This is a genomic window from Dermatophilaceae bacterium Sec6.4, assembly GCA_039636865.1.
Taxonomy (GTDB): Bacteria; Actinomycetota; Actinomycetes; order Actinomycetales; family Dermatophilaceae; genus Allobranchiibius.
The window spans coordinates 2311532-2336513 of record CP144172.1; the positions used below are offsets into that span (position 1 = coordinate 2311532).

A 24982-nucleotide genomic window follows, 5' to 3' on the forward strand; every position below is an offset into this window, starting at 1 on the left:
GCAGCAGGAGAAGGAGCCTCGATGAGCGAGCGACCCGATCGACCGGGAGCAGGTTCGGGGGAGTTGATCATCGTGACCGGTATGTCCGGCGCGGGCCGCAGCACCGCCGCCAATGTGCTGGAGGACCGCGGCTGGTACGTCATCGACAACCTTCCCCCACAGCTCCTGGTGTCGATGGCGTCCCTGCTGGATGAGCAGGATGCCGGGCCGGTGCAGCGTCCGATCGGTGCGGCCGGCAACAACGGCAAGGGCGAGAGCACCACCGGCGTGGTGGGTGATGCGAGTAGTGGAAGCGCTGGAAGTGAAGGGTCTGTCCACCGCCTCTGTGCCGTGGTCGACGTTCGGTCCCGCACGTTCTTCACCGATTTTCGGGACGGTCTGGACCAATTGCGGGCGGGCAACTACCGCCCGGTCGTGGTGTTCATGGACGCCACCGATGAGGCCCTGGTCCGACGTTTCGAATCGGTCCGCCGACCGCACCCTCTCCAGGGCCAGGGTCGTCTGCTGGACGGCATCGTCGCTGAGCGGGCGGCCCTGCGCGACCTGCGGTCCACCGCCGACGTCCTGATCGATACCAGCGGACTCAACGTGCATCAGCTGAGCACGAAGGTCAGGGAGATGCTCGGCGACGAGAGCTCGATGGACCTTCGTATCGCGGTGATGTCGTTCGGTTTCAAATACGGAATTCCATTGGACGCCGACATCGTCTTCGACATGCGTTTTCTGCCCAACCCGTTCTGGAACCCCGCGCTGCGGCCCTTCTCCGGGCGCGACGCGGTCGTCGCCGATTTCGTCCTGGCCCAACCCGGAGCGCAGGAGTTCCTGGACCGTTCATTGTCGATGCTCGAACCGATGTGTGAGGGATACCGACGCGAAGGTCGTAGCTACATCACCCTCGCTGTGGGCTGCACCGGTGGCAAGCACCGCTCGGTGGCCATGACCGAGGCGCTGTCGGCTCGCCTGGGCACCGACCGCACCCATGCGGTGACCGTGCACCGAGACCTGGGTCGGGAGTGACGGCCCGTCCCGCGGTGGCGGCCCTCGGCGGCGGACACGGGCTGGCAGTCTCCTTGCAGGCGTTGCAGTTGGTGACCGACAAGATCACCGCCATCGTCACGGTCGCCGACGACGGCGGCTCGAGTGGACGGTTACGTGACGAATTCCACATCCTGCCGCCGGGCGACCTGCGGATGGCGCTGGCCGCTCTGTGCGACAACTCCGAGTGGGGACTGCAGTGGCGTGATGCCCTCCAGCATCGATTTGCCGGCGAGGGTCCGTTGGGCGGGCACGCCCTCGGCAATTTGATCATCGCGTCTCTGTGGGATCTGCTGGGCGATCCGGTGGCTGGTCTGGACCTGGTCGGTCGGTTGCTCGGGGCACGCGGACGGGTGCTGCCGATGGCTGCGGAACCGTTACGCATCGAGGCGAGTGTCCTCGGTGCGGACCCCGCGCACCCCACCGACGTCACGGAGGTCATCGGTCAGGTGAAGGTCGCAACAACGCGCGGACGCGTGCTGAGTGTTCGCCTGCATCCAGATCCACCGGCCGCCTGTCAGCCGGCAGTCGATGCGGTTCGTGAGGCCGACTGGGTCATCCTCGGACCGGGATCATGGTTCAGTTCGGTCATGCCGCACCTGTTGGTGCCCGACCTGTGCGACGCGATCGTGCAGACCAAAGCGCGCAAGATGCTGACGCTCAACATGATGCGCCACGACGATGAGACGCAGGGTTTCAGCGCGGCCGATCACCTCGAGGTGCTCGCGTCGCACGCGCCCGACCTGCACCTTGACGTGGTGCTCGCCGATATCTCGCTGCACCGTGATGAGGCGCGGGTCCTGGAGCAGGTCGCCCAGCGTCTCGGCGCGCGGCTCATGCTGGCCCAGGTGGCCGACGTGGACACCCCCGGCAGCCACGATCCGCTGCGCCTGGCTGCGGCATACCGGGATGTCCTGGACTGAGCGCCCGGGAGTCCGGCAATCGCAGCCAGCACCCTCTCGGCAATGCGAGAATACCGCTCATGCCTGCGATGACTGCGTCCGTCAAAGACGAGTTGAGCAGATTCACCGTCACCAAGACCTGCTGCCGCAAGGCTGAGATCTCGGCGGTGCTGCGCTTTGCGGGAGGGTTGCACATCATCGGCGGCAAAGTCGTGGTCGAGGCCGAGTTGGACACCGCAGCCACCGCGCGCCGGCTTCGTCAGGACATCGCCGCGGTGTACGGGCAGAAGTCCGAACTGGTCGTGATGAGTGCCGGCGGCATCAAACGGGGTAGTCGTTACGTGGTGCGGGTCGTTGGAGACGGCGAGGCGCTGGCTCGTCAGACGGGGCTGATCGACACCAGGGGTCGTCCTGTGCGCGGACTTCCCCCCCGGGTGGTCAACGGTCCGGTGTGCGACGCCGAGGCGGCCTGGCGGGGCGCGTTCCTGGCGCGCGGATCGTTGACCGAGCCCGGTCGTTCCTCCTCGATGGAGGTCACATGCCCCGGACCCGAAGCCGCCCTCGCGCTGGTCGGCGCCGCACGACGGATGGGGATCTCGGCCAAGGCCCGTGAGGTGCGGGGGGTGGACCGGGTCGTCATCCGCGACGGGGACGCCATCGGCGCGATGCTGACCCGTCTGGGGGCACACGACGCCGTCCTGACCTGGGAAGAACGCCGGATGCGCCGCGAGGTCCGGGCGACCGCCAACCGCCTCGCAAACTTCGACGACGCAAATCTGCGGCGGTCCGCGCGCGCTGCCGTTGCGGCTGGTGCGCGCGTCGAGCGGGCGATGGAAATTTTGGGCAGGGAGGTTCCGGATCACCTCGCTCAGGCAGGTCGACTCCGCATCGAACACAAGCAGGCCAGCCTGGAGGAGTTGGGTCAATTGGCGCAGCCCCCGATGACCAAGGACGCCGTCGCAGGGCGGATCCGACGGCTACTGGCAATGGCCGACAAGGTCGCCGGGGACCGCGACATCCCGGGCACCGATGCCAACCTCACACCCGACATGCTCGACAGCTGAACACGGCCGACCAAGCCGGCGGGGTCGCTGCGCGTTCGTCGTACCGAGTGGTAATCCCATAGGCTCCAAGCAGCCCTAGACCCCTCACCAGAAGGAATTGAGTGACTGTGACTGTTCGGGTAGGAATCAACGGTTTCGGCCGCATCGGCCGTAACTTCTTCCGCGCTGCGATTGCATCCGGCGCAGACATCGAGATCGTCGGTGTCAACGACCTCACCAGCAATGCCACGCTTGCGCACCTGTTGAAGTACGACACGATCCTGGGTGTCTTCGATGGCGAGATCACGTCTTCAGACGACGAGATCACCGTGGCGGGTAAGTCCTTCAAGGCGTTTGCCGAGCGCGATCCGGCTGCTCTTCCCTGGGGCGAGCTGGGGGCCGACATCGTCATCGAGTCGACCGGTCTGTTCACCGACGCGACGAAGGCGAAGGCGCATATCGACGGCGGGGCCAAGAAGGTCATCGTCTCGGCGCCGGCCTCCAACGAGGACATCACGATCGTGATGGGTGTCAACGACGGCGACTACGACCCGGCCAAGCACCACATCATCTCCAACGCATCCTGCACGACGAACTGCCTGGCCCCGATGGCGAAGGCGCTGGACGACGAGTTCGGCATCGTCAAGGGTCTGATGACCACGATCCACGCCTACACGGCCGATCAGAACCTGCAGGACGGCCCGCACAAGGATCTGCGTCGCGCCCGCGCGGCAGCGGTCAACATCGTCCCGACCTCGACCGGCGCTGCGAAGGCCATCGGCCTGGTGCTGCCGCAGCTGAAGGGCAAGCTGGACGGGTTTGCGCTGCGCGTGCCGACCCCGACCGGTTCCGCGACCGACCTGACGTTCGAGGCCGGCCGCGAGACGACGGTGGCCGAGGTCAATGCAGCGGTGCAGAAGGTGGCCGACGGCCGTTTCCTGAAGTACACCGACGCGCCCATCGTCTCCAGCGACATCGTCACCGACCCGGCCTCCTGCATCTTCGACTCCGGGCTGACCAGGGTCATCGGCAACCAGGTCAAGGTCGTCGGCTGGTACGACAACGAGTGGGGTTACTCCAACCGGCTCGTCGACCTCACCGTCCTTGTCGCGAAGGGCCTCTGAGAACGATGCGCACGATCGAGGATCTCGGCGACCTACGGGGTAAAAAGGTGCTGCTGCGCAGTGACCTGAATGTTCCGCTGGACGGCGAGGGCAACATCACCGACGACGGTCGGGTGCGGGCATCGGTGCCTACCATCCGGCGCCTGGCAGCTGCAGGAGCACGCGTCATCGTGTGCGCCCACCTGGGTCGACCCAAGGGCGCACCGGACGCGAAGTACTCGCTGCGCCCGGCCGCCGACCGTCTCGCCGAGCTCCTCGATCAGCCGGTTCCGCTCGCTGAGGACACCGTCGGTCCGTCAGCGCAGGCAGTTGTGCAGGCGCTGCGTGACGGTGAGGTCGCCATGTTGGAGAATCTGCGTTTCAACGTGGGAGAGACCAGCACGGACGTCGCTGAGCGCGCCGAATTCGCCGATGCCCTCGCCGGACTGGCTGACGTCTTCGTCAGCGACGGATTCGGCGTGGTACACCGCAAGCAGGCCAGTGTGTATGACGTGGCCGAGCGACTACCGCAGGCCGCGGGCGCCCTCATCGAGCAGGAGGTCGAGGTGCTGCAGCGACTGACCAGTCCCGCCCGCCCGTACGCCGTCGTCCTTGGTGGCGCGAAGGTCTCCGACAAACTCGGTGTCATCGAAAACCTGCTGGCGCATGCCGACATGCTGCTCATCGGCGGAGGCATGGTCTTCACCTTCCTGGCTGCCCAGGGGCATGAGGTGGGTAATTCGCTACTTGAGAAGGACCAGATCGATCGGGTCGCTGGGTACCTGGCAGCTGCCGAGAACCGTGGGGTCGACATTGTGCTGCCCACCGATATCGTTGCTGCGTCAGCTTTTTCGGCTGACGCCGACCATGACGTAGTCGCGGCGGACGCGATCCCAGCAGACCGGATGGGACTGGACATCGGCCCAGAATCGGCGAAACTGTTCGCCCGCAAGATTTCCGGTGCGCGGACCGTCTTCTGGAACGGCCCGATGGGTGCGTTCGAGATGGCGCCGTTCGCGGCCGGGACGGAGACGGTGGCCCGCGCACTGGCGGAGAGCACGAAGTCAGGTGCCTACACCGTCATCGGCGGTGGGGATTCCGCCGCTGCGGTCCGCCAGGCCGGTTTCGCCGACGACGACTTCTCGCACATCTCCACCGGTGGTGGCGCGAGTCTGGAATACCTCGAAGGCAAGACCCTTCCCGGGCTTGCGGTGCTGGAGAACTGAAGCGATGGCCGACGTGCCGAGCAGGGTGCCCCTCATGGCGGGCAACTGGAAGATGAACCTGGACCACCAGCAGGCAACGGTGCTGGTGCAGAAACTGGATTGGACGCTGCGCGACAAGCGGCATGACTTCGCGCAGGTCGAGGTCGCCGTCATACCGCCCTTCACAGACATCCGCTCGGTGCAGACGCTGATCGACGGCGACAAGCTGCATTTGAAGTTCGGCGCGCAGGATGTCTCTGTCCATGACGCGGGTGCGTACACCGGGGAGATCTCCGGCGCGTTCCTGGCCAAGCTCGGATGTAGCTACGCCGTGGTCGGACACAGCGAACGTCGCGAGTACCACCACGAGGACGATGCGGTGGTGGCGGCGAAGGTCGCGGCTGCCTACCGGCACGGCGTGACCCCGTTGCTCTGCGTGGGTGAAGCGCTCGACGTGCGGGAGGCCGGTGAACAAGTTCCGTTCGTCATCGGACAGCTGAACGTGGCGCTGGCCGGGCTGAGCGCAGAGCAGGCGGCGTCCATCGTGATCGCCTACGAGCCCGTCTGGGCCATCGGCACCGGTGAGGTCGCAACCCCAGAAGACGCCCAAGAAGTGTGCGCAGCAATCCGCGGGCGGCTGGCACAGCTGTTCTCCAGCGTCGTCGCCGACGGTGTCCGCGTGCTGTACGGCGGCTCGGTGAAGTCCGGGAATGTCGCGTCGATCATGGCGCAGCCTGACGTCGACGGAGCTCTCGTGGGCGGCGCTTCGACCGATGCCTCCGAATTCGCTGCCATCTGCCGCTATCAGTCCCATGTCGGTGGAGCCTGAGCCGCACCGCGTGGGGCGGCGTCGCCCACCGACTCCCGGTGTAAAATTTCTACCGCTGCTCATATCGGGCAGTACCACGCTCGACCGAAGGTGAGTTCCAGACACGTGGATGTCATCCGTTTCACTCTGCAGATCCTCGTCCTGCTCACCAGCGTCCTGCTGGTGCTGCTGATCCTGCTGCACAAGGGTCAGGGCAGTGGCTTGTCCGACATGTTCGGCGGTGGCGTCTCCTCGAACCTGGGCGGATCTTCGGTCGCCGAGCGTAACCTGAACCGACTCACCGTCATTGGTGGGTCTCTATGGATCCTGGCCGTCGTCGGCCTCGGTCTCGTCGCTCGATTCAGCTAGGAGACGTTCGTGGCCGGTGGCAGTGCAATTCGCGGTAGTCGTGTCGGTGCAGGGCCCATGGGGGAGGCTGAGCGTGGCGACGCGGCCCCTCGGGTGACGGTGTCGTTCTACTGTTCCAACAAGCATGAGATCACTCCGAGCTTCGCGCAGGAGCCGGGTATGACCGTGCCGGAGACCTGGGACTGCCCGCGGTGCGGGATGCCCGCCGGTCAGGACAAGGACAACCCACCGTCGGCTCCGGTCGTGACGCCCTACAAGACTCACCTGGCCTACGTCAAAGAGCGACGTAGCGACGAAGAGGGCGCCGTCCTGCTCGATGAGGCGCTCGGTACGCTGCGTGGCCGGGGTCTGATCCGCTGAACCATTCTCAACATCGCTGCACCGCAGCACAGAAGTCGCCCACCGGTCTCTCCTCCGGTGGGCGACTTGCTGTGGGTGGGGTGGGATCAGTTCGTGGATCTGCGATGCGTCCTCGCTGCGCCGGCTTCCCTGGGTGCCCGGGGTTGGGTGATCCGCTCTTCGTCCTCATCGGAGATCGAGGCGGGTTCGGGAGCTTCGGAGAAGATCGGTCCCTCCTCGCCCGCCGGCCGGCCGACGATATTGAAGACGATGTTCAGCAGCACTGCCATCAGCGCAGCAGCGGTGATCCCGGAGTCGAAGATGACGGTGAACCAGGCCGGGAACTTGTCGTAGAAGGTCGGAACGGAGATCGGGATGATGCCGAATCCGAGGGAGAACGCAACGATGACGAGGTTTGCGTTTCCGTCATAGTTGACCTTGCTCAAGGTGCGGATACCACTTGCTGCGACTGTTCCGAAGAGCGCGAGGCCGGCACCACCGAGGACGGGGAGCGGCACCAGGGCGACAACCGCGCCCAGTACGGGGAACAGGCCCAGGAAGACCAGGATTCCGCCACTGACGGCGACCACGAAACGACTCTTGATCCCGGTGATGGCGACCAGTCCGACGTTCTGTGCGAAAGCACTGACGGAGAAGCCACTGAAGACGCTCGCCACAGCGGTGGCCAGCATGTCGGCGCGCAGACCGTTGGTGACCGTCTCCCGATCGGCGGGCTGATCGATGACTTCCCCGATCGCCAGGATGTCGGCGGTCGTCTCCGTCATGATGACGAGCATCACGACGATCATCGAGATGATCGCGCCCACCGCGAAGGTGGGTGCACCGAAGTGGAACGGTGTCGGCACCTGGAAGACGCTTGCATCGGAGATCTTGGAGAAATTCGTCAGCCCGAACGGAATGGCGACAATGGTGCCGAGGACCAGGCCCAGCAGGATAGCGATGCGACTGAAGAACGGCGGAAGGAAGCGGTAGACCAGCACGATCAGCACGATCGTGATGGCGGCGAGTGCAACGTTCTTCGGGTCGCCGAAGGAGGGTGCGCCGACCCCGCCGGCTCCCCATTGGATGGCTACAGGCATTAGTGAGATACCGATGACAGTGATGACTGTGCCGGTCACAACCTCAGGGAAGAAACGCAGCAGTTTCGTGAAGAACGGCGCAATCAGCAAGGCAACCACTCCGGCGACGAGCAGGGCGCCGAAAACCGCATTCAGCCCGGCGGTGCCGCCTTTCTTGTCCAGGCCGACCGCGAGGATGGTCGACACTGCGGCGAAGGAGGTGCCCTGCACGATGGGCTGCCGGGCCCCGACCTTCCAGAACCCCAGCGTCTGTAGCAAGGTTGCCAGGCCGGACATGAAAAGACCGGCGGAGACCAGGTAGGTGATCTGGACACCGGAGAGTTTGAACGCTGAGCCGATGATCAGTGGAACGGCAACGACACCGGCGTACATGCTGAGCACGTGCTGCAGCCCGTAGATGAACATCTGCGGGAACGGCAACACTTCGTCTACGGGGTGCTTCTTCGGGGGTGCGGGCGCTTCGACGGACATCGGCTCTCTCTTTTCAGCGGGGGCTTTCGGTGATCTTGCAGGGCATCTTGCGGGGTGACGTCGATCCTGGTGCAGAAGGACGTGTCAGGGCAGCAGTTATCGCAGCGGGACCTACAGGGTGGGTTCGTCTACTCGGCTGACCGGGCCGTCCAGCTCACCTCGACGGTGACTTCCGGGCCCGGTCGGCCGGATCAGGGACGGATCAGAGGAACTGGCGGCTCAGTCGAGCGTGCCGGTTGACGTCCTTGTAGAGCAGGTAGCGGAAGTTGCCGGGACCGCCGGCGTAACACGCCTGCGGGCAGAAGGCGCGTAGCCACATGAAGTCGCCTGCCTCGACCTCGACCCAGTCCTCGTTCAACCGATAGACGGCCTTGCCCTCCAGGACGTAGAGGCCATGCTCCATAACGTGCGTCTCGGCGAACGGGATGACGGCGCCGGGCTCGAAGGTGACGATGTTGACGTGCATGTCGTGCCGCAGGTCTGTGGGGTCGGCGAAACGGGAGGTGACCCACTTACCATCGGTGTGTTTCATCGGGATCGGCTCCACATCGGCCTCGTTCGTCACGAACGCCGGCGGGATCTCCAGACCTTCGACAACCTCGAACGTCTTACGGATCCAGTGGAACCGGGTAGCCACGTCGCCGTTGTTACGCAGCGTCCAGGTGGTGCCCGGGGGCAGGAAGGCGTATCCGCCTTCCGTCAACTCATGCTCGGTGCCGTCGATAGTGAGCTTGAAACCACCTTCGACGATGAACAGGACACCCTCGGCGTGCGGGTCCAGCTCCGGCTTCTCACTACCGCCACCAGGCCCGACCTCGACGATGTACTGCGAGAAGGTCTCTGCGAACCCAGACAGTGGCCGGGCCAGCACCCACATCCGCATGTCGTCCCAGAAGGGTAGGAAGCTGGTGACGATATCGGTCATCACGCCACGCGGGATGACCGCGTAGGCCTCCTTGAACATGGACCGGTCGGTCGTGAGATCGGTCTGCAGGGGTAGGCCGCCGTGGGGGGCGTAGTAGGGACTTGTCACAGGGTTGCCTTTCGAAAGGTGGAGAGAGAGACGCCGAAGCGTTGCCTTCGTTCACGGACCAGGTGAAACACCTTGGTGGCTGCTCATCGACGTGATGTCGAGCACACCCGATTCCGTATTGTGAACGGTAACTTCCGCATGGCGGAAGAGCAAGGTATATCCAGGCCCAGCCTGCATATATCTCTTTCCACCGGCACCGGGAGATTCTCCTGGTGCCGGACCCTGCGCGTCAGCCCGCGAGGGTCTTGCCCGCTGCGTCCCGATCCAGCCACCAGATCGTCGCATCGGTGCCGCTGGCGCCGGCCGCCGGGAAGTCCCACGGATCCGCGCCCGGCGGGGATGCGTGCGCGACGGCGTCCGCCTTCTCGGGTCCGGCCACCAGGAACCACACCTGACGCGCGCAGTTGATGGCGGTGAAGGTCAGGCTGAGGCGCACAGGGGGCGGCTTGGGGGAGTTACACACCGCGACAACGTTTGCGTCGACCGTCCGGACACCTGGATGGTGCGGGAACAACGAGGCGACGTGGGCGTCCGGACCAACTCCCAGCATGAGGACGTCGAATGCGGGCACGCCGATAACGCCACCGGCACCGGCAGTGGCGTACCCCGCGAGATCGTCCTGATAGGCGAGCGCAGCAGCATTGACGTCGCCGCCGTGTGCGCCGTCACTGGGCGCCATCACGTGCACGTTCTGCTCGGGTATATCGATATGGTCCAGCAGTACTTCACGTGTCTGCGTGTCGTTGCGCTCGTCGCTGCCGAGCGGGACGAACCGTTCATCACCCCACCAGAGGTGAACGCGCGACCAATCCAGTTCGGCGCCTGCATCACGGAGCCCGGCCAGTGAGGTGCCGCCCATCGAGCCTCCGGTGAGCACCACGTGTGCCACACCTCGCAGCTGTACCGCGTCGATGATCTCAGCGAGGAGTCGCGCAGCGACCGCCGCACCCAAAGCGGCCTTGGTGTCGTGCACGACGAACTGCGGGTCGGTCATGAAGTTGCCTTCCTGGTGGGGGTCACGCCTGACGTTGTGCAGTGTGACGAACGAGTGGGAGTCCCTCGAGCAAGGCCTCGCGGTACACGTCGTCAGCATCCAGGCTGCGAAGTTCTTCAGCCAGACACTCGGCGGTGTCGTAGCGGTGCAGGCTGACCTCCTGGTCGGGCTGTCCGAAAAGCTGCAGTCGCGCCGTCCGCCCCGATTGGCGGATGAGTTGCAACGGTCCACTCGCGCGGATCAACGTGACTGCCGCGATACCGGATCCGCTGTCACTGATCGTGCGTTCCACCGGGCATCGCAGGCGGGCAGCCAGCCAACCGGCGAGTAGATCGGAGCTCGCCGAGTCGCGTGCTCCACAGACGATCGCCGAGTCCACCGACTCGTACGGTGGTTGGTCCAGTGCGGTGGTGAGCAGACCGCGCCAACGCGTGGTGCGCGCCCATGCCATGTCGGTATCGCCCGGCACATAGTGCTGCTGCAGGGCCGACAGCCGGGCCGGGGGATCGTCGCTCAGCGATACGTCGGTGATCCGACGGACCGCCATCGCACCGATGGGGGAGCGGGCGGCGTCGGCCTCACAGGTCCTGGGCCACCACGCCACGACGGGTGAATCAGCGAGCATCAACGGAACCGCGACACTCTCAGCGTGATCGGCGAGCTCGCCGTACAACCGACATACGACGATTTCGCTCGCCCCTGCGTCGCCGCCGACTCGGATCTCGGCATCCATCCGTGTCGGGTCGCCCCGATCGGCACGGACCATTGTCAGGATCCGACTCGGGTGCTGACGGCTCGCCTCGCTCGCTGCCTCCAACGCCGCCTCGGCACTCTCCTCCTCGACAACGACGACCAAGGTCATGACGCGACCCAGGGCGATCGCACCGACGTCGCCGCGCAGGCTGACCAGCCGTTTACTCACCTCGCGCGTATTGGTGGACTCCAGCGAGACGATCACGGCATTCTCCATTCACGGCCATCGCGGCGCAGCAGGTCATCGGCGTCGGCCGGTCCCCAGCCACCCGGCGCGTACTGGGTAGGGGCTCCCTGCGTGCCCCAGAATTCCTCGATCGGATCCAGGATCCGCCACGACGTCTCGACCTCTGCGTGGCGCGGGAACAGTGGCGGTTCGCCGAGCAGTACATCCAGGATCAGCCGCTCGTACGCCTCGGGGCTGGCCTCGGTGAACGCATTGCCGTAGCCGAAGTCCATCGTCACGTCGCGCACCTGCATCTCACCTGCCCCGGGCACCTTGGACCCGAATCTGATCGTGATGCCCTCATCGGGCTGGACGCGCATCACGATCGCGTTCTCGCCCAGCTCCGACGTGGAGGTGTCCTTGAACGGCAGGTGCGGTGCCCGCTTGAAGACGACCGCAATCTCGGTGACCCGTTTGCCCAACCGTTTACCGGTCCTCAGATAAAACGGGACTCCGGCCCAGCGCCGGGTATCGACCAGAAGTTTCAGCGCGGCGTAGGTCTCGGTACCGGAGGCCGGGTCGATACCGTCCTCGTCCAGGAAGCCGATGACCTTTTCGCTGCCCTGCCACCCGGCGGCGTACTGACCCCTTGCGGTGGCATGGGAGAGGTCAGCGGGGCTGCGTACTGCGGCCAGCACCTTTTCCTTCTCCGCGCGCAGCGCATCGGCATCGAAGGAGTTGGGCTCCTCCATGGTCGTCAGCGCGAGCAACTGCAGCAGGTGGTTCTGGATGACGTCGCGCGCGGCCCCGATGCCGTCGTAGTAGCCGGCCCGACCGGCGATACCGATGTCCTCGGCCATGGTGATCTGGACATGGTCCACGTAGTGGGAATTCCAGACCGGCTCGAAGATGCCGTTGGCGAACCGCAACGCGAGAATGTTCTGGACCGTCTCCTTGCCCAGGTAGTGGTCGATACGGAAGATCGACCCGGGCGGAAACACGCTCTCCACGATCGCGTTGAGCTCTTGCGCGCTGGCCAGATCATGGCCGAACGGCTTTTCGATGATGACGCGGCGCCAGCTGTCGGAAACTTCGCGGGTCAGACCGCTGCGTTCCAGTTGTCGGGCGACGGGCGCGAATGCTGCCGGAGGGATGGACAGGTAGAAGGCGTGGTTGCCGTCGGTGCCGCGTTCGCGGTCAACCGCCTCGACCTCGACCGCGAGGCGGTCGAAGCCTGCGTCGTCATCGAAACTACCCGATACGAAACGCAGTCCATCGGCCAGCGCGCGCCAGGATTCGTCCCGGAAGGGGGTCCGGGCGCCGGCACGTACGCTGCGCTCCACCTCCTGAACGAAGCGTTCGCGACTCCAGTCGCGGCGCGCGAACCCGATCAGGGTGAAGTTGGGCGGGAGCAGCCCACGGTTTGTCAGGTCGTAGATGGCGGGCAGTAACTTCTTCTGCGCCAGGTCGCCGGTGACACCGAACATCACCATGCTGCATGGCCCGGCGATCAGCGGCAGGCGCCGATCGCCGGGACTCCGTAGCGGATTACTGCCGCGCGCGACGTGCGCGGAGGTCACGAACCTGATGTTCCCTGCGTTGCCTTGGCAATGGCCTCACTGAGCTGCGCCAGACCCTGGTCGTGGTCGGTCAGGTGCAGTTGCAGGACCGGACGGCCATGGTCCGCGAGTACTTTCGCATCCCCGCCGGCCTGTGAGGTGATGAAGTCACCGAAGGTGAAATCTCGCCCCGGTACCGGATAGTCCTCGCGCGGTGTGGTTGTGATCTGCAGGTAGATGCCGATCGCAGGACCGCCCTTGTGGTACTGCCCGGTGGAGTGCAGGAAGCGCGGCGCCCACCCGAAGGTGACAGGGCGCTGCAACCGTTTGGCAAAGGCGACCTGGACGTCAGCCAGCGACTGGTCGGCGATCCGGTCCAGGTAGGCCATCACTGCCAGGTACCCGTCATCGGGAAGTTGAGCCAGCAGGGCTTCGATGGCTGCAGGCACGCTGTCTGCGTCGCCGAGCCAGTCGCCACCGAGGCTGCGTACCTCCACAGCACCGTCGGTGTACGCCGGGGCGTCACCACCTCCGGTACCTGCGTCGAGCAGCTCACGAGAGGCCGCTTTCGCGCTCTCGACATCGGGTTGATCGAACGGGTTGATCGCCAGCAATCGGCCCGCGACCGCGACCGCGGCCTCCCACAACAGCATCGACGCGCCGAGGGACCCGCCCACCGATACAGCGGCCGGGCCTTCGGGTGTTTCATCGGAGTCGTCGGCTACCAGGTAGACGTACAACTCGTCATCGGTCTGCGCAGTCGGAGCCGACGATCCAACGACGACGGGCAGGATGCCCTTGCCCTGCTTTCCGGTGCTCTCTGCAATGAGCTGCTCGGCCCAGTTGCCGAAACCGATGTTCGCAGTGCCCGCATCGAGCAGGACCAACTTGTCCCGTAGCGGTGAGGTCGCGCCCATGGCCGCTGCGAGGCGCAGCGCGGGGTTGGCGTCGTCATCGGCTGCGAGAGCTTCGGTGACGGCCTCTGCCTCGTCGAGCAGGGCGCCGATATCGGCGCCCGCAAGGCCGCTGGGTACCAGCCCGAACGCGGTCAGGGCGGAGTACCGTCCGCCGACTGCTGGGTCGGCGTTGATGACGGTGTAGCCGTTGCCGCGAGCATCTTTGTCCAGCGGGCTGCCGGGGTCGGTCACGATCACGATGCGCTGGGTCGGGTCGATGCCGGCATCGGTGAATGCCTTCTCGAACGCTCTACGCTGCGAATCGGTTTCGACCGTGGAACCGGATTTGGAGGAGACCACGACGACGGTGTTCTCCAGGCGGTCCTCGACGCCCGCCCGGACCATGTCCGGCTGGGAGGAGTCCAGCACCACGAGCGGAACACCCGCGGTCTCGCAGATGACCTCCGGTGCCAACGAGGAACCTCCCATCCCACACAGCACCACGCGGTCCAGACCGTCAGCCGCGAAGTCAGCCCGCAGGCTCTCGATCTGGGCGACCAGCGGTCGAGAGGACCGGGCCAGGCTTACCCAGGACAGCCGCTTGCCCGATTCCTCCTCGGCGTCCGGCCCCCACAGGGTCTTGTCCTGCGCAAAGAGCCGGCTCGCGACCTTGTCGGTTACCAACTGCGCGACATGCGCCTCGATCGCATCGGCTGCTGCACCGACGGCTGTTACCTGTTGGGAGGAAGACACAGTCATCACTTGCCCGCCTTGTCCAGCTCACCCTTGACGGACTCGAGCAGCTCCGCCCACGACTTCTCGAACTTGTCGACACCCTCGTCCTCGAGGACCTTCACGACGTCGGCATAGCTCACACCGATCGCGTCCAGTGCATCCAGGACCGCTTTCGCGTCGTCGTAGTGACCGGTGACCTGATCGCCGGCAATTTCACCGTGGTCCGCGACCGCGTCCATGGTCTTGCCGGGCATCGTGTTGACGGTTTCGTCAGCTGCGAGGTCCACGACGTACATCGTGTCCTTGTACTCGGGGTTCTTGACTCCGGTCGAGGCCCACAGCGGACGCTGTACGTGAGCGCCGTCGGCCTTCAAGGTCTCCCACCGTGAGGTGGAGAAGACCTCTTCGAACGCCTGGTAGGCCAAGCGCGCATTCGCGATACCGGCCTTGCCCTTGAGTGCCTTGGCCTCGTCGTTGTCCAACGCATCCAGCCGGTTGTCGATCTCGGAGTCGACGCGCGAGACGAAGAACGACGCCACCGAACGAATGCTCGACAGGTCGTGCCCGTTCTCTTTTGCCTGCTCGAGCCCGGACAGGTAGGCATTCATCACGGCGCGGTAGCGCTCCAGGGAGAAGATCAAGGTGACATTGACGCTGATCCCCGCAGCGGTGGCCGAGGTGATGGACGGCAGGCCCTCGACGGTTGCCGGGATCTTGATCATCACGTTCTTGCGGTCGACGGTCTCCCACAGTTTGCTCGCCATAGCGGTGGTGGGTTCGGTCTGATGCGCCATCCGGGGATCGACCTCGATGGAGACCCGACCATCCTGACCATTTGTCGCGTCGTAGACGGGCTTCATCACGTCACAGGCATCCCGTACGTCGGTCGTGGTGATGGCGAACGTCGCGTCGTCCACCGAAGCGCCGTCGCTCGCGAGCTGCTTGATCTGCTCGTTGTAGTCATTGCCCTTGGACAGGGCAGCCGCGAAGATCGTGGGGTTGCTGGTCTGACCGACGACGGACTTCTCGTCGATGAGTCGTTGCAGCTCGCCGGAGTGGATCAGACCGCGGGACAGATCGTCCAGCCAGATCGAGACGCCGACATCGGACAGAGCCTTGAGTCGTTCGTTGGTAGCCATCGAAATTTCTCCTGTAGTGATCGCGTTCTTGCTGATCAGGTTGAGTCAGAGTGAGTTGAGGGAGTCTTGCGCAGCAGTCACCATGTGCTCGCTGGTGATGCCGAACTTCTCCAGCAGCAGTGCGCCATCGGCGCTCGCGCCGTAGTGGTCGATACCGATCGCGATTCCCGCGTCACCGACGATGTCGTGCCAGCCGAAGGTCGTTGCGGCTTCGATCGAGACACGTGCCTTCACGCTCGCCGGTAGTACCTGCTCGCGATAGGAGGCGTCCTGAGCGAAGAACCACTCGCGGCACGGGAGCGACACGACGCGCGCGTCGATGTTCTTTTCCTTCAGCGCCTTGCGGGCCTCGACAGCGACACTGACCTCTGAGCCGGTGGCGATCAGGATCACGTCGGGGGTGTCCTTCTCGGAATCCGCCAGGATGTACCCACCGCGGTCGACACCGTCCGCAGATGCGAATTCGGTGCGGTCCAGAGTGGGCAGCGCCTGCCGGGACAGGATGAGTGCGGCCGCTCCACGACGGGTCAGGATCGATTTCCAGGCGATTGCCGTCTCGTTGGCGTCCGAGGGTCGCACGACATCCAACTGGGGGATCGCACGCAACGAAGCGATCTGCTCGATCGGCTGATGGGTCGGGCCGTCCTCGCCGAGGCCGACAGAGTCGTGTGTCCAGACAAAAGTCACCGGAATGTTCTGCAGCGCGGCGAGTCGGACGGCCGGGCGCATGTAGTCCGAGAATGTCAGGAAGGTGCCGCCGTAGGGGCGGGTCAGACCCTCCAGTGCGATGCCGTTCAGCGCCATCCCCATCGCGTTCTCACGGATACCGAAGTGCAGGGTTCGACCGTAGGGGCCGCCCTTCCACTCCTGCGTCTGGCGGTTGTGCGGCAAAAAGCTGGGCGCACCGGTCATGGTGGTGTTGTTGGACCCTGCGAGGTCGGCAGACCCACCCCACAGCTCCGGCATCACATCTGCAAGCGCAGTGAGCACCTTGCCGGAGGCCGCGCGCGAGGCAATGCCCTTGGCGTCGGCCTCGAAGGTCGGGAACGCCTCGCTGAAGCCGTCGGGAAGTTCCTGGGCGACCAGCCGATCCAGCAGTTTTGCGGCATCGGTGTTCGCAGCGCGCCACGCGTCGAAATCCTGCTGCCATGCGGCGTGGGCCTGCGCACCTCGGTCCTTGACCTTGCGGACGTGCGAGATGACCTCATCGGACACCTCGAAGGTTTGCTCGGGATCGAAGCCGAGCAACTTCTTGGTGCCCTCGATCTCCGCGTCGCCGAGTGCAGATCCGTGCGCGTCGCCGGTGCCTTTCTTGTTCGGGGCAGGCCACGCCAGGACCGTCTTCAACGCAATGAACGACGGCTTGTCCGTGACAGCCTTGGCCGCCTCGATCGCGTCGAGCAGGGCATCGATGTCTTCGACGTAGTCGCCATCGCCCTTGCTCGTCGCGCCCAAGCGCCAGTCGACGGTCTGCACGTGCCAGCCGTAGGCCTCGTAGCGGGCGGCGACGTTCTCGCTGAACGACACGTCGGTGTCGTCCTCGATGGAGATCTGGTTCTGGTCGTAGAAGGCGATCAGGTTGCCCAGTTCCTGGGTTCCTGCCAGCGACGCGGACTCGCCTGAGACGCCTTCCATCATGTCGCCGTCGGAGGCGATGGTCCAGATGCGGTGGTCGAAGGGGCTGGTGCCGGGTGCGGCATCTGGGTCGAGCAGACCGCGCTGCCGACGCTGCGCCATGGCCATCCCCACGGCCGAGGCGATGCCCGAGCCCAGGGGTCCGGTGGTGATGTCAACCCCGTCGGTGTGGCCGTACTCAGGGTGGCCGGGGGTCTTGGAACCCCAGGTGCGCAGCGCCTTGAGGTCATCGAGTTCCAGGCCGTAGCCGGAGAAGTAGAGCTGGATGTACTGGGTCAGGCTGGAGTGTCCGCAGGAGAGCACGAACCGGTCGCGGCCGATCCACGTCGCGTCGGCGGGGTCGATCCGCATGACCTGCTGGTAGAGCAGGTAGGCCAGCGGCGCCAGGCTCATCGCGGTGCCGGGGTGGCCGTTACCAGTCTTCTGGACCGCGTCGGCGGCCAGCAGCCGTGCCGTGTCGACGGCACGCACATCGACGGCGGTCCACCCCGCGGTGCTCGCTACAGGCTGGGAAAGGCTGGGATCGCGACGGGTGTCCTGGCTCACGGGAGAAGACTCCTTCAGGTTTGTGGGTATTTGCTGACTGCTTGCGCGTCTGTAGTTAGGACCCTAGACCCGAAATGGCCTGGTTCGCATCTCCATCTCGCGCACTTCTCACATATTACAACAGTGGAACGTGTTGTTTTATGTCCGATTGAGGATGGGCCTTGTACATCCCGGTGCGCGCCGGATCTGCCTGGTGACGGCGCCCGTCAGGTGGGTCGTCAACAGCCCAGCAGCGGCTGCATCGCAGACGGGGTCACTCAGCAGGCAGGTTCACCGCTCAGGCCGCTGCCGGTTTGGCGGCTCGCACGATGGCGGAGTGCATTCCGGGCGCGGCTTCGTGGGTGAAGTCGACCTCGGCGTCGATGAAACCGGCTGCAGTCAACCCCTCCAGGTATTCGGCGCGGGACAGGGCACCGGCGATGCAGCCGACGTAGGAGCCGCGCTCGGCCCGGTCCGCGACACTGAGGTGGTCCTCAGCGACGACATCGGATATTCCGATTCGCCCGCCAGGGACGAGTACGCGGAACATCTCGGCCAACACGGCGGGCTTGTCGGTGGACAAGTTGATCACGCAGTTGGAGATCACGACGTCGACACACGCGTCGGGCAGCGGCACGTCTTCCATCGTTCCTTTCAGGAACTCGACGTTGTCGACGCCGGCCCTGGCCTTGTTCGCGTTGGCCAACGTGAGCATCTCCTGCGTCATGTCCACGCCGTAGGCGAAGCCGCTCGGCCCGACCCGTCGTGCGGAGAGCAGCACGTCGATTCCGCCGCCCGAACCCAGGTCGAGGACCTTCTCACCGGCGCGTAGCTGAGCCACGATCATCGGGTTGCCGCATCCCAGACTGGCGGCTACCGCCTCGGCAGGCAGTTCACTGTGCTCGTCGGTGCTGTACAGGCTGGATCCGAAAGCAGCATCCACGTCGGTGCCACCCCCGCAACAGGACGCGTTCGCCTCGACAACCGAGGAGGACACCCGATTCTGATCGGCGTCCACGACGGCCAGTGCATCCTGGCCGGTGCTGCTGACTGCGGTCGCCGCCTCGGCGTAACGGGCCCGGACCTGTTCACGGATATCAGCCATGGTCACTCCTTGATAGAAGAATATCGATGTATCGACTTTCGCTGATCCATCGATGTATGTCAATCAGTGTGACAAGCTCATCGGGTGATGACCGCGCTACCGATGGCCAATGACGTGACGGACTGCTGCAGTCCGGTCACCGGCGATGTCCTCGATGTGGTCGAGGCCGAACGTCTCGCCCGCATCTTCAAAGCCCTCGGCGACCCGACCCGCGTCCGATTGCTGTCGCGGATCGCAGCTCACTCCGACGAGGAAGCCTGCGTCTGTGATCTCACCGAGCCCGGCGGGCTCAGCCAACCGACGGTCTCCCATCACCTCAAGCAACTCGTCGACGCCGGGCTACTGACCCGCGAGCAACGCGGCCGCTGGTCCTACTACCGAGTGGTGACCAGCACCCTCGACGCGCTGGCCACCGCCCTGAGGCGTCCAGATTTTCTACACCTCGGATAGCTGCCCAGCCTGCCAGTGTTTCGCTCTTACCTGCCGCCTCGCACGGGTCGCAGGATTTGCCGGTTACCTCAGGCTCGCGACGATGAAGAGAATCGCTGCGGCAACGTCGACGCCAACCGCTGTTGCCCTCAGCCCTTTCTTTTGGGACTCGGTCCGGGTATTTCTGGAGGCAGCCACGATCATCACCAACCCGATGCCAAGGAGAGCAATTCCGGCCCAGAGCAATGCTCCGCGCGTCATGACGTCACCACCTGGCTGTATGCGAGAGACCGTGGCGTACGAAAGCCGGCGCTATGTGCTTTGAAGCTCATGCCGGCCAGCTTGGTCGGTCACAGATGTGGAAGCAACCATCGCTCTGGTCGCCTGGGTTGCCGGCGGAAACTTCCAAGTCTCGACAGCCTCGAAATCGGCCGCCAGGTAGATGAAATCCGGAACGCCGGATCTGAACCGAACCAGCTGCGAACATCGGTCCTGTGAATGATCAGCGACCGAGCCCGATCACGCGTGCCAGCGCAGCACTGCTCAGGGTCCGATGGTTTGTACGGGCTCCGATCTGGCTCTATCGCGCCAAGCTCGGTTTCCTGTTCGGGTCACGGCTGTTGATGCTCGAACATGTGGGGCGCACCTCTGGGCTGAGGCGATACGTGGCCTTGGAGATCGTCGACCATCCAGCACCGGGACGCTATGTCGTCGTGTCCGGTTTCGGTGAAAAAGCGCAGTGGTTCCGCAATGTCCGCGCCAATCCGCAGGTCCGCGTCTACCTCGGCAGCCGCCCACCGGCAGTGGCAACTGCGCATCGCCTCGATGAGGCCGACTCCGCCGCGTCACTGGGCCGTTACGCCACCACGCATCCCCGATCCTGGGCGAAGCTGCGACCGGTACTGGAACGAACCTTGGATACACGTATCGACGTGAACCACGCTCGACTACCCATGCTCGCCATCGACCTCGATGCCAGCACCTGACGAGACCCGCAACGATCGATGAGCGATCCACATCCGGATATCGGTGCCCTGCGGTGAAACGGTGCCACCTGTGAGACGGCTTGGCGTCAGTGGTATGTCCGAGCCACCTGTCAGGCTTGGGTGATGAAAGCGTCAGAGGTCATCACCAACCTGCACACCGACGACGTCGAGCGTGCGCGGGAGTTCTTCCACTTCCTCGGGCTCACTCAGGACGGTATGAATCAAGGCTGGGTGGCCCGGTTCAGCTCACCGGATTCGGGCGCATGCGTTCAAGTCGTGACCCGGGACGCAACGGCGCCCGAGGACTCCGTGATGACGATCAGGGTCGACGACGTCGATGCCGCCTATGAGGAAGCGCAGCGACGTGGCTACGAGGTCGTGCATCCACTCACCGACGAACCGTGGGGTATTCGCCGTTTCTTTGTCCGCAGCCCTGATGGGCAGGTGATCAACGTTGCTGCGCATCACCAATGAGGGCGATGCCGTCACCGCACACGGATCGGCAGTCGGTCGGTTCTGCAGCCCCAGGATGTCGTCGTTCACCGCTGCTCATACAACCCTCGGACGTTCGTGCCGTGGATGACCAGGCACTCGAAGCAGTGATCAGGGCCTGCCGCGCACTCATCGAGAGCCGATTCGAGGACCGGGACCATCGGGGAGCAGCCGCGAGGTCGCTCGCGGACGGAACGATCCTGACCGGAACCTCGCCCGATGCCATCAACCCGTCAGTGCAGGTGTGTCACGAAATCGAGCCCTACTGCGGGGCTATCACCCTGGTCAGCAGATCGTGGTTTCGATCTGCCTGCACCGGCATTCGGATGGCCGCTTCCTGGTCTTGAGCCCGTGCGGCGTCTGCCGAGAGCGACTGGCTGTGTATGGGCCTCAGGTGCGGATCGCCGACGCCGGTGTCGTCGTGAAGTCTGCGGTCTGCGACTTCGACCCGACCTGTCGGGTGAACAGGAGCTGTACCGAACCCCGAGTTGATACTGGGTCATGAGCAGTGAGCAGGAACACGCCCACCCGGTCTTCGCACAGGTCTACCGATTGGTCGCCGCGGCCGGGGAACGTGGCGGCTACGGCCGGCTACGTGCGTCGGTGCTGGCAGAAGCAAGTGGTCGGCTGCTGATCCTGGGTCTTGGACCCGGTCACGACCTGGCCCACCTGCCGGCCACGGTGACATCAGTGGTCGCCGTCGAGCCCGACCCCTCGATGCGCGCCCTCGCCCGTGGACGGGTGACGGCCTGCCCGGTACCGGTCATGCTGCTCTCTGCGGACGCCCACGACCTGCCGTTGGCTGACGGTTCGGTCGATGCAGTGCTTTGTGCATGCGTGCTCTGCTCGGTAACACAACCGCCCAGAGTGCTCGCAGAGCTGCGACGGGTCCTGGTACCTGATGGTCGGCTGCTCCTGCTCGAGCACGCCGCAGCCCCACCGGGACACTGGGTCGGTCGCCTTCAGCAACTACTGGAGCCAGTGTGGGGGCGCGCCGCCGGTGGGTGCTCTATCCGCCGCGACACCAGAGGCGCCGTCGCGGCCGCGGGTTTCGACGCCACCGCGGTGCGCGAGGTCATGGTCTGGCCTAACCTGCCACCCGTAGCTCCTACCGTCCTGGGTACCGCCCTCAACCAATGAGTTGAAGAAGCATCCGGCCGTCAGGCACGACGCCGACCCAGTGTGAACCCCGTCCCAGCGGCGAGAACCACCAGTCCGATGGCCGCAACGGCAAGACCGAGGACCTGCCGTCGGTTGACAATCAGCATCGACCCGTTCCACAGGGAGCCGTTCCACAGGGAGCCACTGCTGATGCGCCCGCCGGAGCCGTCGCCCAGGGGTGCGTAGGCGAACCAACCGAAGTTGCTGGGACCGATCTGAGATGCCAGCACTACCGCAACACCACCTCCGAGCAGCACGAGACCGAGGACCCACCAGGTATGACGAAGCACAGGGTGAAGTATCGGCCATCCAGCCGATGGTCGATAGCAGTTGCAGGGAAGCCCCGGTCCGAAACCGATCGGTCCGAAACCGATCCCTGGATGCCGATCCGACGCGAGAGGCTCGGCTGCCTCTGGACCCCGCGATCCGAGCAGGTCGGATGCCCGTCGGCGGCTGGCGCTGCAAACGGGATGAGCGATAACGTCGTGGGCGTCGAAGGGAGACGATCATGATTGTCACAATCTCGGCGTCCTACGGGGCCGGGGGAAGCGCAGTGGGTCCGCGGGTGGCCAAGCAGCTGGGCCTTGAGTTCATCGACCGGGCGGTCCCGGTCGCCGTCGCGAACGAGCTCGGGATCTCAGTGCAGGACGCCGAGGCAATCGAACACGACGCGCCCAGCGGCTTGTGGGGATTTCTGGCCCATATGTCGAGTCTGTCGCCTGGCATGGCAGTCCCGGCCCCCGTCGACCAGGGCGTGACCGACCGCGACGTGATGCGTGGCACGGAGGCCGAGATACGAAAGGTTGCCGACGGCAAGAACGCCGTCATCCTCGGTCACGCAGCGGCAATGGTGCTTGCAGACCATGCAGACGTGTTGCATGTACGGCTCGACGGTCGGCCCGAGGGACGGATCAAGTCGGCAATGCAACAGCACGGGATCGACGAGAAGTCCGCTACTGCGGCACAGCGGGAGAATGACAGGATCCGTTCGGTGTACGCCAAACACTTCTACGGGGTCAATTCCTCCGATGCGCGGCACTACGACCTGGTCCTGGACACGGTTCGGATCGGTTGGGATCTTGCAGAGGAACTCATCGTGTATGCGGCCCGAAGCGGTCACTGAGGACCCTCGCTGCAGCACGGTGGCAGAGGTTTCATGAGTCCGACATCTCAGTTGGGCAGGGATCTTGGCGCAACCAGTGGCCGGGTGCTTTGAATAATTCCGATCCCAATGCACAGCCGCGTTGTTCCCCGACGCGGACCACCGGCCACTGCGCTGTGGTGCCCTCGAGGCGCCGAATGGCGAGGACTACGATCAGGGGACCAGTTCAGGGGCCCAGATTGCCCGGGTTCATCGTGGATGCACAAGCCAAACCTTCAAAGGACACTGTGAAAGCCAGCTCGCCGAATCTTGCGACTGATGGTCAGACGTCGCCCGCACACCCGGGGTCGACCGATCAGGGCGCGACAGGGGTCGCCGACTCCGTAGACGGTCTGGCGGCTCGGTCGAGCCGACAGATCATTGCTGACTACGTGTCGTTGACCAAGCCGCGCATCATTGAACTACTTCTGGTGACGACCTTCCCGGTCATGTTCCTGGCGCAGCGGGGGGTCCCCGCGGTATGGCTGATCGTGGCAACCCTCGTCGGTGGGAGCCTGTCCGCCGGATCGGCGAACGCCTTCAACTGCTGCCTGGACCGTGATATCGACCGGCTGATGCACCGCACCGAGGGTCGACCGATGGCCACCGGCGTCATCGGGCCCCGCGCCGGTTACACGTTCGCCTCCATCCTGGGTCTTCTTTCGGTGGCCTGGCTGGGACTGTTGGTCAATTGGCTGTCCGCCGCGCTCTCGATCGGCGCCATCGTCCTGTACGTCCTCTTCTACACACTCCTGCTGAAGCGTCGGACGTCCCAGAACATCGTGTGGGGCGGGGTCGCAGGCTGTATGCCGGTGCTCATCGGCTGGGCAGCGGTTACTAATTCATTGGCGTGGCCGGCGCTGGTCCTCTTCCTTCTCGTCTTCTTCTGGACGCCGCCGCACTACTGGCCGCTCTCGATGCGTTACAAGGAGGACTACGCCAGCGCGGGCGTGCCGATGCTGCCCGTGGTCGCGCGTGACACGGCGGTCGCTGCACAGGTCGTGCTCTACGCGTGGGCGACCGTGATCACGTCGTTGGTACTCGTGCCGGTTGCCTCAATGGGGGTGCTCTACACGGTGGTTGCGCTCGCCTCGGGCGCGCTCTTCCTCGTCGAAGCGCACCGGCTACGCCGAGCGGCTCAGAACGGAGCCGCCTACGACGTGCTGCGACCGATGCGGTTGTTCCACTACTCGATCAGCTATCTCACGCTGGTCTTCATCGGCGTGGCCCTCGACCCGCTGCTGCACCTGGCCTGGTAGGTACCGGGCACCACCGCGCCGACTACTCCGGTGGGTGGTATCCCGGCCGGCCGCTGGTGCCCAGCGCACGCAGTGCCGTCTGGCCCACCACCTGACCCGCCTTGACGATCCATGGCGGCGGCTCGTGGGTCAGTGCCGGCGGTAGAACGACCACCGGACATCCGGCCGCCGCGATGATCCGGTGCGCCAACATGGACGAAGACGACGGTGTGCGCGCAGCATCGATGACGAGGAGATCCGCACTGCGGGCAGCTGCGAGCAGACATTTACGCGTGCCCCCGTACAGAACTCGGCACTCGGCCTGGTGGGAGGACCCGAGTGTCTCGGCGATGTCGGCAGCAAGATCGGCCTGCTGATATGCCGTGGCCGTATCATGTGCGCTTCGGGACGATAGCGGCTCCGACAGCGGCCGCTGCGACGACACGCTCGTGGGTGCCTCGGGGGAGGGGACTCTTTTGAGTACGCGCACCGCGATCAGGCGCCCGTGGTTGGCGCTGGCCTGAGCCGCTGCCCAGATCACCGCAGCCCGTGACTTCGACGTGCCGCTCACCCCGACCACGACGGTGTACGGCGGGTCGGTTGCTGCTGTAGACATCAGC

Annotated in this window: 26 protein-coding genes; 14 read left to right on the forward strand and 12 right to left on the reverse strand. The window is 65.0% G+C overall.

Annotation, left to right across the window (positions count from 1 at the left end; translation table 11 throughout):
• The first annotated feature begins 21 nt into the window (after positions 1 to 21).
• The 8 genes from rapZ (at position 22) to V3G39_11040 (ending at position 6825) form a co-directional block, all read left to right on the forward strand.
• A complete protein-coding gene (gene rapZ, locus V3G39_11005; protein ID XAS75195.1) occupies positions 22 to 1017 on the forward strand; it encodes an RNase adapter RapZ in 996 nt (331 codons plus the stop codon).
• Positions 1014 to 1958, forward strand: a complete 945-nt coding sequence (yvcK, locus tag V3G39_11010; protein ID XAS75196.1) for a uridine diphosphate-N-acetylglucosamine-binding protein YvcK — start codon at positions 1014 to 1016, stop codon at positions 1956 to 1958. The genes rapZ and yvcK overlap by 4 nt, the downstream gene beginning before the upstream one ends.
• Before the next feature lie 59 nt (positions 1959 to 2017).
• The gene (gene whiA / locus V3G39_11015) at positions 2018 to 3001 is read left to right on the forward strand and encodes a DNA-binding protein WhiA (protein XAS75197.1); all 984 of its coding nucleotides are present in this window, start codon (positions 2018 to 2020) and stop codon (positions 2999 to 3001) included.
• Positions 3002 to 3108: 107 nt separating this feature from the next.
• A complete protein-coding gene (gene gap, locus V3G39_11020; GenBank protein ID XAS78222.1) occupies positions 3109 to 4104 on the forward strand; it encodes a type I glyceraldehyde-3-phosphate dehydrogenase in 996 nt (331 codons plus the stop codon).
• Positions 4105 to 4109: 5 nt separating this feature from the next.
• Entirely contained in the window at positions 4110 to 5309 is a 1200-nt protein-coding gene (locus V3G39_11025; protein XAS75198.1) for a phosphoglycerate kinase, read from the forward strand.
• Positions 5310 to 5343: 34 nt separating this feature from the next.
• Positions 5344 to 6117 (forward strand): triose-phosphate isomerase, encoded by a 774-nt coding sequence (tpiA, locus tag V3G39_11030; GenBank protein ID XAS75199.1) that lies wholly within the window; start codon positions 5344 to 5346, stop codon positions 6115 to 6117.
• Positions 6118 to 6222: 105 nt separating this feature from the next.
• Positions 6223 to 6465 (forward strand): preprotein translocase subunit SecG, encoded by a 243-nt coding sequence (gene secG / locus V3G39_11035; protein XAS78223.1) that lies wholly within the window; start codon positions 6223 to 6225, stop codon positions 6463 to 6465.
• 9 nt (positions 6466 to 6474) lie between these two features.
• Positions 6475 to 6825, forward strand: coding sequence for an RNA polymerase-binding protein RbpA (locus V3G39_11040; GenBank protein XAS75200.1), 351 nt, complete (start codon positions 6475 to 6477; stop codon positions 6823 to 6825).
• A gap of 86 nt (positions 6826 to 6911) precedes the next feature.
• Here V3G39_11040 and V3G39_11045 read toward each other — a convergent pair whose 3' ends face one another.
• From V3G39_11045 to arsM, 9 genes are all read right to left on the reverse strand, one after another.
• The gene (locus V3G39_11045) at positions 6912 to 8375 is read right to left on the reverse strand and encodes a nucleobase:cation symporter-2 family protein (GenBank protein XAS75201.1); all 1464 of its coding nucleotides are present in this window, start codon (positions 8373 to 8375) and stop codon (positions 6912 to 6914) included.
• A 202-nt stretch (positions 8376 to 8577) separates the two neighbouring features.
• Entirely contained in the window at positions 8578 to 9408 is an 831-nt protein-coding gene (locus V3G39_11050; GenBank protein XAS75202.1) for a bifunctional allantoicase/(S)-ureidoglycine aminohydrolase, read from the reverse strand.
• A 229-nt stretch (positions 9409 to 9637) separates the two neighbouring features.
• Positions 9638 to 10402: a 6-phosphogluconolactonase gene (gene pgl / locus V3G39_11055; GenBank protein ID XAS75203.1), complete on the reverse strand. Its 765-nt coding sequence runs from the start codon at positions 10400 to 10402 to the stop codon at positions 9638 to 9640.
• A gap of 22 nt (positions 10403 to 10424) precedes the next feature.
• Complete coding sequence (locus tag V3G39_11060) at positions 10425 to 11360, reverse strand: glucose-6-phosphate dehydrogenase assembly protein OpcA (protein ID XAS75204.1); 936 nt, start codon at positions 11358 to 11360, stop codon at positions 10425 to 10427.
• Positions 11357 to 12901: a glucose-6-phosphate dehydrogenase gene (gene zwf, locus V3G39_11065; protein ID XAS75205.1), complete on the reverse strand. Its 1545-nt coding sequence runs from the start codon at positions 12899 to 12901 to the stop codon at positions 11357 to 11359. Before zwf ends, V3G39_11060 begins: the two co-directional genes overlap by 4 nt.
• On the reverse strand, positions 12898 to 14535 hold the full coding sequence (locus V3G39_11070) for a glucose-6-phosphate isomerase (protein XAS75206.1): 1638 nt from the start codon (positions 14533 to 14535) through the stop codon (positions 12898 to 12900). Before V3G39_11070 ends, zwf begins: the two co-directional genes overlap by 4 nt.
• Entirely contained in the window at positions 14535 to 15650 is a 1116-nt protein-coding gene (tal, locus tag V3G39_11075) for a transaldolase (protein ID XAS75207.1), read from the reverse strand. The genes V3G39_11070 and tal overlap by 1 nt, the downstream gene beginning before the upstream one ends.
• Positions 15651 to 15695: 45 nt before the next feature.
• Entirely contained in the window at positions 15696 to 17831 is a 2136-nt protein-coding gene (gene tkt, locus V3G39_11080; GenBank protein ID XAS75208.1) for a transketolase, read from the reverse strand.
• 277 nt (positions 17832 to 18108) lie between these two features.
• Positions 18109 to 18915 carry an arsenite methyltransferase gene (gene arsM / locus V3G39_11085; GenBank protein ID XAS75209.1) on the reverse strand — a complete coding sequence of 269 codons (807 nt, stop codon included), beginning with the start codon at positions 18913 to 18915 and terminating at the stop codon, positions 18109 to 18111.
• Between the two features lie 102 nt (positions 18916 to 19017).
• Between arsM and V3G39_11090 the strand changes: the two genes are divergently transcribed.
• Positions 19018 to 19365 (forward strand): metalloregulator ArsR/SmtB family transcription factor, encoded by a 348-nt coding sequence (locus V3G39_11090; protein ID XAS78224.1) that lies wholly within the window; start codon positions 19018 to 19020, stop codon positions 19363 to 19365.
• Positions 19366 to 19428: 63 nt separating this feature from the next.
• On the opposite strand, the gene V3G39_11095 is transcribed toward V3G39_11090, so the two are convergent.
• Positions 19429 to 19605 carry a hypothetical protein gene (locus V3G39_11095; protein ID XAS75210.1) on the reverse strand — a complete coding sequence of 59 codons (177 nt, stop codon included), beginning with the start codon at positions 19603 to 19605 and terminating at the stop codon, positions 19429 to 19431.
• Between the two features lie 233 nt (positions 19606 to 19838).
• Between V3G39_11095 and V3G39_11100 the strand changes: the two genes are divergently transcribed.
• From V3G39_11100 to V3G39_11110, 3 genes are all read left to right on the forward strand, one after another.
• The gene (locus V3G39_11100) at positions 19839 to 20330 is read left to right on the forward strand and encodes a nitroreductase family deazaflavin-dependent oxidoreductase (GenBank protein ID XAS75211.1); all 492 of its coding nucleotides are present in this window, start codon (positions 19839 to 19841) and stop codon (positions 20328 to 20330) included.
• Positions 20331 to 20453: 123 nt separating this feature from the next.
• Positions 20454 to 20804, forward strand: a complete 351-nt coding sequence (locus V3G39_11105) for a VOC family protein (protein ID XAS75212.1) — start codon at positions 20454 to 20456, stop codon at positions 20802 to 20804.
• A gap of 519 nt (positions 20805 to 21323) precedes the next feature.
• Positions 21324 to 21962: a class I SAM-dependent methyltransferase gene (locus V3G39_11110; protein ID XAS75213.1), complete on the forward strand. Its 639-nt coding sequence runs from the start codon at positions 21324 to 21326 to the stop codon at positions 21960 to 21962.
• 20 nt (positions 21963 to 21982) lie between these two features.
• On the opposite strand, the gene V3G39_11115 is transcribed toward V3G39_11110, so the two are convergent.
• A complete protein-coding gene (locus V3G39_11115; GenBank protein XAS75214.1) occupies positions 21983 to 22273 on the reverse strand; it encodes a hypothetical protein in 291 nt (96 codons plus the stop codon).
• A 218-nt stretch (positions 22274 to 22491) separates the two neighbouring features.
• Here V3G39_11115 and V3G39_11120 point away from each other — a divergent pair, with 218 nt between their 5' ends.
• Both V3G39_11120 and V3G39_11125 read left to right on the forward strand, forming a co-directional pair.
• Positions 22492 to 23106, forward strand: a complete 615-nt coding sequence (locus V3G39_11120) for a cytidylate kinase-like family protein (protein ID XAS75215.1) — start codon at positions 22492 to 22494, stop codon at positions 23104 to 23106.
• Positions 23107 to 23372: 266 nt separating this feature from the next.
• Positions 23373 to 24383, forward strand: coding sequence for a heme o synthase (locus tag V3G39_11125; protein ID XAS75216.1), 1011 nt, complete (start codon positions 23373 to 23375; stop codon positions 24381 to 24383).
• A 22-nt stretch (positions 24384 to 24405) separates the two neighbouring features.
• On the opposite strand, the gene V3G39_11130 is transcribed toward V3G39_11125, so the two are convergent.
• Positions 24406 to 24978, reverse strand: coding sequence for a universal stress protein (locus V3G39_11130; protein XAS75217.1), 573 nt, complete (start codon positions 24976 to 24978; stop codon positions 24406 to 24408).
• Between the last annotated feature and the right edge of the window lie 4 nt (positions 24979 to 24982).